Origin of the sequence: Halalkalibacter akibai JCM 9157, assembly GCF_000513135.1 — a bacterium.
GTDB lineage: Bacteria > Bacillota > Bacilli > Bacillales > Bacillaceae_D > Halalkalibacter > Halalkalibacter akibai.
In genome coordinates, this window is the sequence record NZ_BAUV01000070.1 from 1 (window position 1) to 13,706 (window position 13,706).

Genomic DNA, 13,706 nt, shown 5'->3' on the forward strand with positions numbered 1-13,706 from the left:
TTGAACTAACGGGGGCAATTGTTCAAGAAGAGCCATGATTAACTGAGGTTCTACAATCGTGCCATTTTATTGAATAAATGTGTTAAATCAATCTATTGCAACCAATAGTTGCTGTGTGGTTGGTGGTGTGCAACCTGTAAAACCAATACGATTACAGTAATCATATTGAAAAAGGAGCGTTGCATTATGTCGTTAGGTTCTAATATTAGCAATAAAAGAAAATCTCTAAAGTTATCGCAAGAATATGTAGCTGAACAGCTTGGAGTGAGTCGGCAGGCGGTATCAAAATGGGAAACAAATCAATCAGAACCGTCAACAGATAATCTAATAAAACTAACTGAGTTATTTGAGATTGATATTAAAGAATTAGTTTCTCCTGAGCAATATGTAGAGGAACAAAAAGACGTAGAAACTCGGATTGAAGAAAGTCAAAAAGATATAAAAATGCAAATGGCAGCCGTCTTTGGTCGAATTCTTATGCTGGTCAGTTTTTTAGGTTACGTGGGTGGCCTTTCTGATCCCGCTTCATATCAAGTTCCTAATTGGTATTTACACATGTGGTGGGGTGTACTATTTTTAATCGGAGCAGTCTTAACGTTCGTAGGATCAAGGGATTATTTTAGTAGAAAATCTGGGTCGAAAAAAATCATATGGCTTGATATGTTATTTGTTTTCTCTTACTTTTTATATGGTATGTTGCCTTTTGAAAGAAGTATAAATACACTCGTTACATCACTTTTTGGTACTGTCATTTTAATTATCAAAAACATTAAATTTTTCATACCGATATGGAGGAAGCCAAGGTCATCTGACAAATAAAATTTTGAATTAACCCTCTTAGGTATATATCGCAATCAAGGTGCAATTGTGGAACAAAATGTGAAATGATGAACTTAAATTAACGGAGTGCGTTAGTTCAATATCACATATCAATACAAAGAAGCATCAGTAGCAACTACTGATGCTTTCTTCGTGTTTTTTCAACTTTAATCTACTTCTTCAAAGTCACTACATTGCTCTTGCTGTTCAAAATGCTGTAATGACATTTCATACAGCTCTTTATCTGGTAGATCAAATAGGGAAGAGTCTTTCAATGAGTATATCTCTTCTTCAGGAGTCTCCTCCAAGTTCTTCACTAAACCCTTGTCAAACGCTTCATAAGGAAAGTCCCTAAGAGCTTCTTCTGCTAACTCTTCAAGTTTATTTGGTTGCATTTTCATAATGGACACTTCACGTACATTTATGATGGACTTAGCTTTCTTCTCTCCCAGCACAATTTTTAAATTCTTACTCGTTATTTGCTTTGCTGTTGTAATTTTATTTTTTCTAAGGCGTTTAGCCATTTTTTCAGCTTTTTTAAGAAGGTTTTCATCATAGAGTGGGATTGTCATGAAGGTAATTAAATGAAAATGGTTTTTGTTTCCTTGGATGGATTGGGCAATTTGAAGAAGTTCTTCTTTATCGGTGAGGATTTCAGCAGGCATTTTATGAAGCAGTCCTAAGACGGCGAAGAGGTTAATAGCGGCCGCTACAGTGGAGGGGTGTCTTTCAGTTCCTAATCTTTCATTAACGAGCTTTGTAAGGTGACGAATCGAGATAAAGAAAACAGCTTCATTCTTTATAGCGTGTCGTCTTTCCATAATGTTTTGAGAAACGAATTGATGGAGTTCATCTAAGATATAAAGCTGACTTTTAGTGAGCGAGTGAAGGTTTGGGTAGAGGGATTTCCATTCGAGCGATTCATCTATCAGAGATTGATTACATCGATATTTTTCCTTTTGATATTTAACGTAGTCCAAATCTCTGTAGCTGACGTTGAGGATTGTAGCAATTTTTTTCCGAACAGTTGGGTAATCCATAGGAGTTTTAACGTCACCATCTGAACATGTTATTTGAATTAAATCGAGCAAAGAGAATCCAATGGTCACACCTGTTTTTACCTTCTTCGAGAAGTAACGATAGTAGCCATTATTGTCTTTTGAAATCCATCCTACGTTATCTTTTGTAAAGATACAGTGTTCCCATTTACCTTTATCAAAACGCTTAAACGAATGAAATACAGTGGAGAATAGATTTTGTTTGGTGATGTGGTTGGTAAATTGAAGGTCGGTTTTAATTGATTTTGGAAGTTGATAGTGGATATCAGCAGAAGTTTGGAAAAGGGGAGTAAGGTTGTGTTCAAGGATATGAGTTTGAAAGACTTTCTTGTTACTTGCTGTGAGTTTTAAATACTTTCGAATGATACCATTTGCGATTTCTCTCTCTAATAATTGTTTCGCTTCAAAAACTTTATTCTTATATTCTACTCCTTTACAGCCCTGCTCTTTTAATTCCCTTCGTACTTTATCCAACATTCTGCTCATATAAGCATTCTTTCCTAATTTGGATAACTTGGGTGTAAATAGTTCTTGTAATGTCATTTTCTTACTCTCCTTTGGTATTAGATTTAAGGGCAAAGTTCCCTTTATTGATATTTTCGTGTAAATGCAAGTTTTCTTCTATATGAAAACGGTTCTACCAGGTTCGAAGTCGATAGAAGATGTAAGGTTTTTAGGTAAAATTTTTGTTAATGAGGCTAATGCTGTTGCAAAGGTAACTGAATAGAAATTGAATTGTATTCAAATGTTGTCAAGGTAACAGTATAAAAGAAAAATGTTGATATAGTTGCAAAGATAACTGTATTGATATATGAACATTTGCATTTGATGTTGTAGCATTTCATGTTTCCAAAAACCTAAACAGTTACTTAGAAAACGTAGATATAGAATCAACAATTTGAAAGTAAGAATGAATGCGTTTTAGTAGGGGTATCGGTTATTAAATGTTGCAAACTGCTTATGATATAAGAGTTTCACAGTAATACAAAACAGGGTTTCGCATTGCGAAAAAATAGGAGAGTGAAGGAAATGAAAGAGGAACGTGCTGTTAATGACAATTTTGGTAGCATGATTAAGTATTTAAGAAAGAAGAGAGACCTTAGTCTACGAGCAATGAAGGAAATGACAGGAATTAGCGAGAGTTATATCAATAGACTGGAAAATGGCGGTCGTCTATGCCCGTCTTACCCAATTATTGAGAAAATCGCATCTGCACTTGGAGTTCATCCGAAGGAATTATTGGAAGTTGGTTCTAATGAGGAAAGGTCTAAGTTGGTTCCGTTAGATTATCTTTTATTGTCTAATGATTTCACAGTTGATGGAACGGAGATGTTTAATCCTAAACTAAAGGAATCACTATTGAACCTAATAGATATTCTTTGTGAAATCAAGTGGGAGAAGGAAACAATAGTTGATGATATTTATGAAATTACACAAGCAGTTGATGAATTTAAAAAGGCAGAACTAATTGGGTAAGCAGGGAGGAACCGTTTGTGTTCCTCCTATATTTTTGAAGGAGTGATTTTTGTGAGTTTAAAAGGTGATAGAGAAAATATATTAAACTTATTCATAACCCTAAAAGGAAGGGTGAACTTGAGAAGGTCATTTCTGAAAAAGTGATTGATTTAAAATGGGAAAATTATTACAAATCGAAAATGGTGGATGTTTTTGGTGTCTCAGAGTCAGGAAGACACATTTTGATTGAAAACCAAGTATCTCCTGGCGACAAAAAGCATTTAAAAACAATAGAACAATTGATTAACAAAGTCCAAGATAACAGTATTATCATTTGGGGAGCCTTAAATTTTCCGCATTCACTTATGGATCGAGTAGCGGAGATGGTTTCAAATGTAAGAGATAGAGAAATCACATTCTTTGCAGTGGAGATAAACAAAAATATCTTGCCAATTCTTGACGAAATCAATAAACTGCATGTTCTACAAGTCATGGATCATTTGCATTTATTAGATGAAGAAGATATTTATGATGATATCTTAAATAAGTTTCTTAGCTGTAAAGAGGATAACGAAAGTGTACTTGTTCTTTATAAAAACGAAAAACTAAATGATCGGGAGCGAAGAAACATTTATATTGTACGAGAGTTGAGAGATAGGATTAAATATCCAAATGTTTATAGGGAAAAGCAAACGTATGATATCAATAAAATCAGGTATGGAGGTGGGCGTACAGGGATAGATTTCCAATTATATTTCCATCATTCAAAGCTGAATCATGCGGTAGTTAGTTGTCAGTTTACGAGGGAATCCTATAATGTATTTAAAGCACTTGAAGAAAAGACAGGAAAATTGGCATTAAGGATTGAAAAAGAGGTAGTATTTGATCCTATTGAGATGAAGGTTTATTCAATAGTTCAGGAGTATAAACATATGTTTGATAAGATTGATAAATTGGCTGAGTTAATGGAGCTGTATATTTTCTATTTATCCAATTACACTTTTTATTATGGTAGAGATAATCAAGAGGAGATGTGGACTCAACATCCAGAAGGATTATTAGAATAAGGGATTTAGTGAAGGAGAGTGGATAAATATATTCTACTCTTCTTTTCGTTGCTTATATTTGGAAAATCATTTTGTTATATAGAATTTATTGATAAAATGTATGTATTAACGAGTTAGTGATAAGGAGCAAACAACAAATGATAAATTTTCAAGAAAAAGTAAACTTTATATGGTCAATCGCTGAGATATTGCGTGGCCCTTACAAGCCAGACGACTATGGGAAAGTGGTATTGCCGATGGCGGTATTGCGTAGATTTGACTGTGTACTGGATGATACAAAAGAAGCTGTATTGCAAAAGCATGAGCAGTTTAAAAACCTTCCAGAAGAATCAAGGGATGAAATTTTAAATCGTGAAGCAAAACAGAAGTTCAGTAATATTAGTAAATATGACTTTTCGAAATTATTGAGTGATTCGGATAATATTGCAGATAATTTACGTGATTACATAAACGGATTCTCACGAACAGCAAGGGATATCATTGAGTATTTTGATTTTGATAAGCAAATTGAAAAGATGGATCGCAACGACTTACTTTACCTTGTAGTAAAGCGTTTTAGTGAAATTGACTTACATCCAGAAATTGTTTCAAATGTCGAAATGGGATATATCTTCGAAGAATTAATTCGTAGGTTTAGTGAGCATGCCGAGGCCGGCGATCATTACACTCCAAGAGAAGTTGTAAGGCTTATGGTTAATCTATTGTTCCTTGAAGATGAAGACATCTTGACTAAGCCAGGTATTACTCAGACATTATATGATTCATGTGCAGGAACAGGTGGAATGGGTTCTGTGGCACAGGAATACTTAAAGGAAATGAACCCTACAGCAGAACTTGAATTCTTTGCACAGGAAATTAATGAGGAATCGTATGCCATTTGTAAAGCCGATACGTTGATTAAAGGTGAAGAAGCTAAAAATATTCGTTTTGGTAATACATTATCAAATGATGCGTTTTCTAATATGAAATTTGATTATTTGATTACCAATCCTCCTACGGAGTTGAGTGGAAACCAAGTGAAAAAGTAGTTAAAGCAGAACATGAAAACATGGGATTCAATGGCCGCTTCGGAGCAGGACTACCGAGAATTTCAGATGGACAACTTCTCTTCCTTCAACATCTTGTATCAAAGATGAAGCCTGTGTCAGCAGATAATCCTAAAGGCTCACGTCTTGCCATCATTATGAATGGATCACCATTATTTACGGGAGATGCAGGTTCGGGTGAAAGTGAAATTCGCCGTTACATGATAGAGAATGATTTGGTAGAAGGGATCGTAGCGATGCCAAATGACCTGTTTACAATACGGGGATAGCAACGTATGTATGGATATTGACCAATGCGAAAAATCCTCTGCGTAAAGGGAAGATTCAGCTTGTAAATGGTGTACATTTCTATCAAAAAATGAAAAAAAGCATGGGTAGTAAGCGAAATGAGCTGTCAGAGGAACATATTAACGAGATTGTTCGCTTGTACGGGGATTTAAAAGAAAACGACCATGTTAAACTCTTTGACAATGAGGACTTTGGCTACAACAAGATTACAGTTGAGAGACCATTACGATTAAATTTTAAAATTGATGAAGAGAGAGTAAAAACGCTCGTCAATCAAACAGCCTTTACAAACTTATCCAAATCGAAGAAAAAAGGAGAGGCAGGACTAAAAGAGATTGAAGCAGGAAAGCAACAGCAACAAGCAATTGTAGATGCCCTTTTGTCCATTCAATCAGATACAGTATACAAGAACCGAGAAGAATTAACGAAAATGTTGAAGAAATTGTTTAAAGACAAAGGATTAACGATAGGATCACCTTTGTTAAAGGCGATCTTAAATGCCCTGTCTGAGAAAGACGAAACAGCTGACATTTGTGTAGACGGTAAAGGCAATCCAGAGCCAGATACAGACCTACGTGATACGGAGAGTGTACCGCTAAAAGAAGATATTTATGAATATTTTGAGCGTGAAATCAAGCCTCATGTACCAGATGCGTGGATTGACGAGAGTAAAACAAAAGTAGGGTATGAAATTCCATTTACACGTCATTTCTATCAATACACAGCACTAAGAAGCTCAGAAATCATCAAAGAAGAGATTAAGGCGTTGGAAGAGAGCATCTTGGAGAAGTTGAAGAAGGTGATGGGTTGATGGTAGACACTAAGCTCCAATTCGATTGGATAGGAGAAACCCCAACTAAATGGGGAAAAATGAAAATAAAGTATGTAGTAGAATTGCGAAATCAAAAGGTTACAGAAGAACAAGAGATTTTAACATATATTGGGTTGGAAAATATAGAATCGAAAACAGGAAAATATCTTAAAAATTCAACAGTAGAAGAGCAGATAATTGAAGGAACGTCAATTAAATTTTATCAAGGTGATATTTTGTTTGGCAAACTTCGCCCTTACTTAGCAAAATGTATCGTTGCTAATTTTGATGGTAAGGGTACAACTGAACTTTTAGTGTTAAAGGCAAGACAAGAGAAGTTGGTCAACCAATATCTCAAATATATAATGCTTTCTAATGAATTTATAGACTTAGTCAATTCGTCAACGTATGGAGCAAAGATGCCAAGAGCAAATTGGGAGTTTATAGGGAATCAAATTATTCCAATTCCTAACTTGGAAACTCAACGGAAGATTGTAAATTTTCTTGAAAATAAAACAACTGAAATTGACACTCTCATTGATGACAAAGAAAAGTTGATTAAATTGCTCGAAGAAAAACGTCAAGCGATTATAACCGAAGCAGTGACAAAAGGATTAAATTCTGATGTAAAGTTCAAGGATTCGGGTGTGGAGTGGATTGGAAAAATTCCTGAGCATTGGGAAACTATAAAGGCAAAACACATTTTCGAAGAAAGGTCAATAAAAGGTTTTCCTAACGAAACCCTTTTATCAGTAGTTAAAGGTAAAGGTGTGTTACCAAGAAATAAATTAGATTTTAGGGTTGTAATGGCTTTCAAGGACTTACAAAATTTCAAGTTGGTTAGAAAAAACGAGTTTGTTATCCATTTACGTAGTTTTCAGAGTGGATTTGAATTATCGAAACTTAATGGAATAGTTAGCCCTGCTTATACTACTTTCAAGGCAAAGGGTGAGGATGCAATTCCTGGATACTACAAGTATGTTTTTTATACACCATATTTTATACAGTATATAGGTTCAACAACACAAAGTTTAAGAGATGGAAAACCTATTTCTTATGAAAACTTTTCTTCGATGTTAATAATGTTTCCACCAATTGAGGAGCAAAAAACAATAGCAAAGTATTTAGATGTAAAACTCTTGCAAATAGATGAATTAAAAGTAGAACTTATAACACAAATCAACAAACTCAAAGAATACCGCCAATCTCTCATATATGAAGCAGTCACAGGGAAAATTGATGTGCGGGAATATAAAAAAGTGTTGTCGTAATAGGGGGGGAAGAAATGACGATTGATTATAGTGAGAAAGGGTTTGAAGAGAATATAGAAAGTTGCTTGATAAACTCTGGTTATGTAGAGCGGAAGATTTCAGGGCAAAACTTAGAGGTGTTTCGAAAGCATGCCATTGATATAGAAGTATTCTTTCAGTTTTTAGAAGCTACACAGCCTAAGTCTCTGGAACGTCTACAAAAGGCTTACAAAGAGCAGTACAAGGCAAAAATCGTAGACCGTCTTCATCGTGAATTGGACAAACGTGGGATGATTGATTGTTTACGTCATGGAATTAAAGATTACGGTGTCACGTTAAAATTGGCATACAATAAGCCAGTCAGCTCCATGAATCAAATGCTCCAAGACTTGTATGAGAAGAACATATTTACGGTAAGTAGACAGGTCTATTACAGTAAGAATAACCAAAATAGCTTGGATATGATGCTTTCTTTGAATGGCTTACCTATTGTGATTATGGAGTTGAAAAATCAACTCACAGGTCAAAATGTTGAGCATTCTATGAAACAGTTTGAAGATGACCGAGATCCGAATGAAATTCTTTTTCAATTTAAGAAACGAGCAATTGTTTACTTTGCGGTTGATACCGATGATGTTTTCATGACAACACGATTGAATAAAGACAAGACATACTTTCTCCCGTTTAATAGAGGGAATAACGGTGGGAAAGGAAACCCTATTGTCTATGGTAACTACCGAACTTGCTACCTATGGGAAGATATACTGCAAAAGGACAGTATCTTGGACATTTTATTCCGTTTTGTCTTCGTAAAACAGGAAGATATTTTGGATAGTACAGGAGAAATAATTGATAAGAAGGAAACCGTCATTTTTCCTCGCTATCATCAATTAGATGTTGTTCGTAAGGTTGAAGTAGATGTAAAGGATAAAGGTGTTGGGATTAACTATTTGATTCAACATTCAGCAGGTAGTGGGAAAACCAATAGTATTTCTTGGCTATCCCATCGACTTGCCAAACTGCATAATGAAAATGATGAAGCAATATTTAATAGCGTTATTGTTATTACGGATAGAAGGGTATTAGACCAACAGCTCCAAGAAGCAGTCTATCAATTGGAGCATAAAGCAGGAATGGTTGAAAAGATTGATAAGGATTCAAACCAACTTGCCAATGCTCTCACAAGTGGAACAAGAATCGTAATTACAACATTACAAAAGTTCCCTTTTATTGTAGAAAAAGTAGGCGAGTTTTCAAGAGGTAAGTATGCCATTATCATTGATGAAGCTCATTCGAGTCAAGGTGGTAAAGCATCTACAGCTATGACAAGTCTTCTATCAGATAAGACATTAGAAGAAGCTCTTGAAGCGGATCGCATTGCAGAAGAGAACATGGAGGATATCGAAGAAAAGATTGCTGAAACGATTGTGAAAAGTGGGAAGCAAGACAACATATCGTTTTTCGCCTTTACTGCAACGCCAAAGGCTAAAACGATTGAGAAGTTCGGTACATTAGATGGGGATGGAAAACCTCATGCTTTTCATGTATATTCTATGCGTCAAGCGATTGAAGAGGGCTTTATCTTAGACGTACTGAAATACTACACAACGTACAAGACGTACTACAAGGTTGCTAAGAACATTGAAGATGATCCTGAGCTACCAAGTGGTAAAGCTACAAAGCAGATTGCGAAGTATGTATCGTTGCACCCACACAATATTGCTCAGAAAACCGAGATTATTATAGAACATTATCGCCAAGTAGCAAGACATAAGATTGGCGGCCGAGCAAAAGCGATGGTGGTTACTGGTAGTAGGCTTCATGCTGTACGGTACAAACAAGCCTTTGACAAATATATCGAAGCTAAAGGGTATGAAGATTTAAAATGTATCGTAGCATTCTCTGGAACGGTTGAAGACAAAGGGGTTTCTTTTACAGAACCAGAAATGAATCAGTTTGGAGAAAAAGAGTTGCCTGATAAATTTGCCTCAGATGAATACCAGGTGTTACTTGTCGCAGAAAAATATCAAACGGGATTCGATCAGCCTTTACTTCACACCATGTATGTTGATAAGCCCCTATCTGGTATTAAAGCTGTACAAACTCTGTCACGCCTGAATCGAACGTGCAAGGGGAAGAACGATACGTTTGTCCTTGATTTTGTGAATGATGCTGAGGATATTCAAAAGTCGTTTCAACCTTATTATGAAGTAACAGGCTTGGAATCAACGACTGATCCGAACTTGCTTTACGACTTACAACAAGAGTTGGATGCTTGCCAGGTATATACTGAGGAAGAAATAGAGGAAGTATGTAAGTTAGAATTCAGTGATAAGAAGAAAACGGTTAAGACTCAGGAGAAATTGAATGCTGTTATTGATAAAGCAGTGGAGAGATTTAAGAGGGACTTAACGAAAGAACAAAAAGATGATTTCAAAGGAGCTTCTTCAAAATTTATTCGAACGTATTCGTTTATCCTACAAATCAGTCCGTTTGCTGATGTTGACCTTCACAAACTCTTTGTTTACTTGAATTACTTAATGAAGAAGCTACCAAGGGGTGGTGGAGATTCAGTTTACATTGCGGATGATGTAGCATTACAATTTTATCGAAATGAAAAAGTTTTTGAAGGAAGTATCTCTTTAAGTCAAGATGGTGAAGTGGAATTAAAGCCACCTTCACATGGAAAGGGAAGGACTATAGAGGAAGAGAAGGAACGCCTTTCTTCTATCATTGATCGGCTAAATGACAAATTTGGAACAGAGTTTACAGAAACGGATAAGCTCAGTCGTGATCAAATTAAAGAAGACATTGTGAGAAATGAAGACTTAGCTCAAAAAGCTCGTAATAATTCAAAAGAAAACTTTAAGTTCTCATATGAAAAAGCATTTATGGATTTTGTTATTTCAAGAATGTCGCAGAATGAACAGTTCTTCATGAAGATGCTTGAAAACAGTGATTTCCGTAGCTTTATTATGGAGGATATGTTTGAGGAAGTGTACTCGGAGTTAAATGCACATTGATATGTAAGGGAGCCATTTGGCTCTCTTTTTTCTAAAATAAATTATTAAGTAGGTCAAGGTCTTCATTTGTTAGCTTGTCCTTTTTCGGAGGTTCTTGTTGCTGAGGAGAAGAAAGTGGCGTTGCTTGATTGGTTTTTAGCAATGCTTCGTAAATCATCTTCTCAATTTCATACTGCGAAACGGTTGTTCCTGTTTGCTCTTTGTTCATATCTGCTTGTACTAATTTACAGATATAGTCGCTAACGTTCTCATTGTTTTCTTTCAGATGGTTTAGATAAGCGTAAACATCGTGGTATTTTCGTTTGAAAGAGATGGAGATTTTATGCTTTGCCATTCATCTTCGCCTGCAAGACATTAAAGAAGGACTGCACATTAGCAAATTCAGGTTCAGACGTGAATTGAACGAAAGGGTATGTGGAGAGATAATGTTTGAGAACATTACTGCCACCGCCTACAAGAACAACGGTTGTGTTTGAGAAAGAGATCTTCCTACTTTTTGCGTAATTAAAGATCATTTGTACGTGGTTTTCAATGATCTTTTCGACTATCTCCTTACTTTCAGCCTGTTTTAACCCATCAAGTATCAAGTATTTATCTTTGAAAATTTGTTCGACTACTTCATCATGGATGGTCGTACCATAATGACTGCTTAATGCTTCAGCAATTTTCCCTCTAAGAATATGAATTCCAAGTGTACTTACTGCCATCTTATCAAACATAGGGGTTAATTGATTGAATTGGAGGTAACTTACATTTAAACTTCCAATATCAATTGTTAGTAGGTTCTTTTCTCTATATTCATCCATTTGATGGTAGATACTTCCGAGACCTTCGGGAAGTAAGACCACGTCTTTAATTCTAAACGTAAATGGTTTTTCATTTACAGTAAGTGCAATCAATTCACCATTGTTTTTGAGGTACTTTTCAAACTCTTCCTTCTTTTTCTGGCTCTTATAAATAGTCAAAGGCATATTGATGCCAAGGTTGATCTGTGCAAATGCAATCGGTTCTTTTGCTTTTTCTGCTACTTCAAGTAACCTGGTTATTCCCAAGTAGATTGACAGCCGATGGTTGTAGTTTTGCTTTGATAACTCATAGTTTATTTGATCATCACTCACTGCATCTCCAACCAGGAATGATTGGTTTTCGTAGGCTACCTTGTAGCTATTTCCTGCTAATTCAACACCGAAATCCTGTACGACTAATACCTTATTTTTAAACTTTCCTTTCTGGATAGAGTTGTCAAACTCTCCTAAGAACTTGCATTCTGATTTACCACAATCAATGGCGAAATTAAATATTTTGTTCATTGTTAAAGCCTCCTTTAGTTGTTTTTTTATATTATAGATTTAAAGGGAGACTTTATAACATTTATTCCTACCTTTTTTGTCGTAGATAGTTGTAGAAAGTGCGAAAACATCCTATATATGGGAACTCTATTGAAGGGCTGTTTTATGGATAGACGATTATAATTAAAAATGTGCAGGTTTACTTTTATAAAAAAATGATCTGTATGAAGTGGCTACACCACATGGGGTGTAAGGTTCAGTACACTTTTTGATTACGGGACAAGGACTCACTACTAATCTTTATGTTCAAGAAATTTCAATAGAGTGTTTGCTGTTAAGAATTTAGCATAACGACATTGAATTCGTATCCATTCGCATAATCCAATTTTGGAAGTCTACGAGACTTCTGTAATGTGAATTCAACTTGAGTATTCAACAGAATAATTGTATATCTACTTTCACTTATAATGAAAAAGATATTTAAGAAGCACCCAATTGATATATTCGATGCAATAAGTGAATGGAATCTCTACTGATCACAGTAATACCATAAACATAGCTTTTGATTATATGTATCTTTACTCCCTGTATATTGAAGTCATCCCAAGGTTATTGAAGTTGCAGTAATTCATATTGTCGTCTTGAAGACGACTCGCAAACTTCCTGTTGTAACTTCTATAGAATCCTGCGTAAAATGAATTGGTTTGACAATTGTCAACAGTCTGATCGAATTTGATGTATATCCAAAAATTAAATCTTTGATTAGATGTGGTTTTAAATGGCCTTGCGATTAACTGATAGGATTTACAATGACTGAATGATTAGAACAGAATTCTAATTAAATCACAATGAACGGAGCAATGTGACCGCATAGTTATGCAGATGAAAATACCTATGGAATCCGCAATAAATCAAGGATTCTCAAACACCTGATTTTTTTGTTGCGTAATATAGGTTTATGTTTTGACCAAGTTGATTGTTTTGTCCAGTAAGTTTGTTAAAATAAGTAAAAGTACATCTTTTTTAGGGGGAAATCATAAATGAGCAATACATTTGGAGAGTTGGTTAAACGAGAGCGTAAGCAAAAAGAAATTTCGTTAGCAAAGTTATCACAGCTTATGAATGATGAAATTAACCCTTCTTATATCAATCGCTTAGAAAAAGGGGAAAAAGAAAACCCTGGATTTCGAATTGTGTTAGGTCTGTGTAAAGCTCTGAACTTAAATATGAAAGAAGTTTATCGATCATTTGGGTTTGAATCTCTCGCCAGTGATGAATCTGAGCAAAATAATGAGTTTTCTATTGAGGATCTATTTCGATTACATAATATTGTGGCTCCTACTGCTAATGTTCATGAAGATTTGGGCCATGGACAATTAAATTACATAGATCATTCTGAAAAAGAAACGTTGATAAGCGTCATAAGTACCATAATTAACTATGCCTCCGAAGAAGAAGTGAATGTTGATACGTTAGCCTTAATCTTAAAGCAAGTGGAAAAAGTAAGGGGAGTTTATCAAGAAGTGGCTTCTAAGAGTGAGGTAATTACAGTAGAAGTAGAAGATATAAACTATACACTCGAACTTCATCATCTTTTAAG

At 35.2% G+C, this 13,706-nt stretch carries 9 protein-coding genes and 1 pseudogene; 7 read left to right on the plus strand and 3 right to left on the minus strand.

The features are described 5' to 3' along the window. The first annotated feature begins 186 nt into the window (after positions 1-186). Positions 187-819 carry a helix-turn-helix domain-containing protein gene (locus tag JCM9157_RS21200; protein WP_035668093.1) on the plus strand — a complete coding sequence of 211 codons (633 nt, stop codon included), beginning with the start codon at positions 187-189 and terminating at the stop codon, positions 817-819. 167 nt (positions 820-986) lie between these two features. On the opposite strand, the gene JCM9157_RS21205 is transcribed toward JCM9157_RS21200, so the two are convergent. Next, positions 987-2,420 carry a hypothetical protein gene (locus tag JCM9157_RS21205; protein ID WP_035668095.1) on the minus strand — a complete coding sequence of 478 codons (1,434 nt, stop codon included), beginning with the start codon at positions 2,418-2,420 and terminating at the stop codon, positions 987-989. A gap of 486 nt (positions 2,421-2,906) precedes the next feature. On the opposite strand from JCM9157_RS21205, the gene JCM9157_RS23670 reads away from it, so the two are divergent. The 5 genes and pseudogenes from JCM9157_RS23670 (at position 2,907) to JCM9157_RS21230 (ending at position 10,817) form a co-directional block, all read left to right on the plus strand. Next, on the plus strand, positions 2,907-3,353 hold the full coding sequence (locus tag JCM9157_RS23670) for a helix-turn-helix domain-containing protein (RefSeq protein ID WP_052013302.1): 447 nt from the start codon (positions 2,907-2,909) through the stop codon (positions 3,351-3,353). 221 nt (positions 3,354-3,574) lie between these two features. Next, the gene (locus JCM9157_RS21215; protein ID WP_148296937.1) at positions 3,575-4,399 is read left to right on the plus strand and encodes a hypothetical protein; all 825 of its coding nucleotides are present in this window, start codon (positions 3,575-3,577) and stop codon (positions 4,397-4,399) included. Between the two features lie 137 nt (positions 4,400-4,536). After that, positions 4,537-6,544 (plus strand): annotated as a pseudogene (locus JCM9157_RS21220) (type I restriction-modification system subunit M). Next, positions 6,544-7,815 (plus strand): restriction endonuclease subunit S, encoded by a 1,272-nt coding sequence (locus JCM9157_RS21225; RefSeq protein WP_052013303.1) that lies wholly within the window; start codon positions 6,544-6,546, stop codon positions 7,813-7,815. The pseudogene JCM9157_RS21220 and the gene JCM9157_RS21225 overlap by 1 nt, the downstream one beginning before the upstream one ends. A gap of 14 nt (positions 7,816-7,829) precedes the next feature. Further along, positions 7,830-10,817: a type I restriction endonuclease subunit R gene (locus JCM9157_RS21230; RefSeq protein ID WP_035668099.1), complete on the plus strand. Its 2,988-nt coding sequence runs from the start codon at positions 7,830-7,832 to the stop codon at positions 10,815-10,817. A gap of 31 nt (positions 10,818-10,848) precedes the next feature. Here JCM9157_RS21230 and JCM9157_RS21235 read toward each other — a convergent pair whose 3' ends face one another. Next, positions 10,849-11,151 (minus strand): hypothetical protein, encoded by a 303-nt coding sequence (locus JCM9157_RS21235; RefSeq protein WP_035668101.1) that lies wholly within the window; start codon positions 11,149-11,151, stop codon positions 10,849-10,851. Next, positions 11,138-12,127 (minus strand): ParM/StbA family protein, encoded by a 990-nt coding sequence (locus JCM9157_RS21240; RefSeq protein ID WP_035668103.1) that lies wholly within the window; start codon positions 12,125-12,127, stop codon positions 11,138-11,140. Before JCM9157_RS21240 ends, JCM9157_RS21235 begins: the two co-directional genes overlap by 14 nt. A 1,019-nt stretch (positions 12,128-13,146) precedes the next feature. Here JCM9157_RS21240 and JCM9157_RS21245 point away from each other — a divergent pair. Beyond that, on the plus strand, positions 13,147-13,706 hold a 560-nt coding region (locus JCM9157_RS21245; RefSeq protein ID WP_035668105.1), incomplete at its 3' end, for a helix-turn-helix domain-containing protein.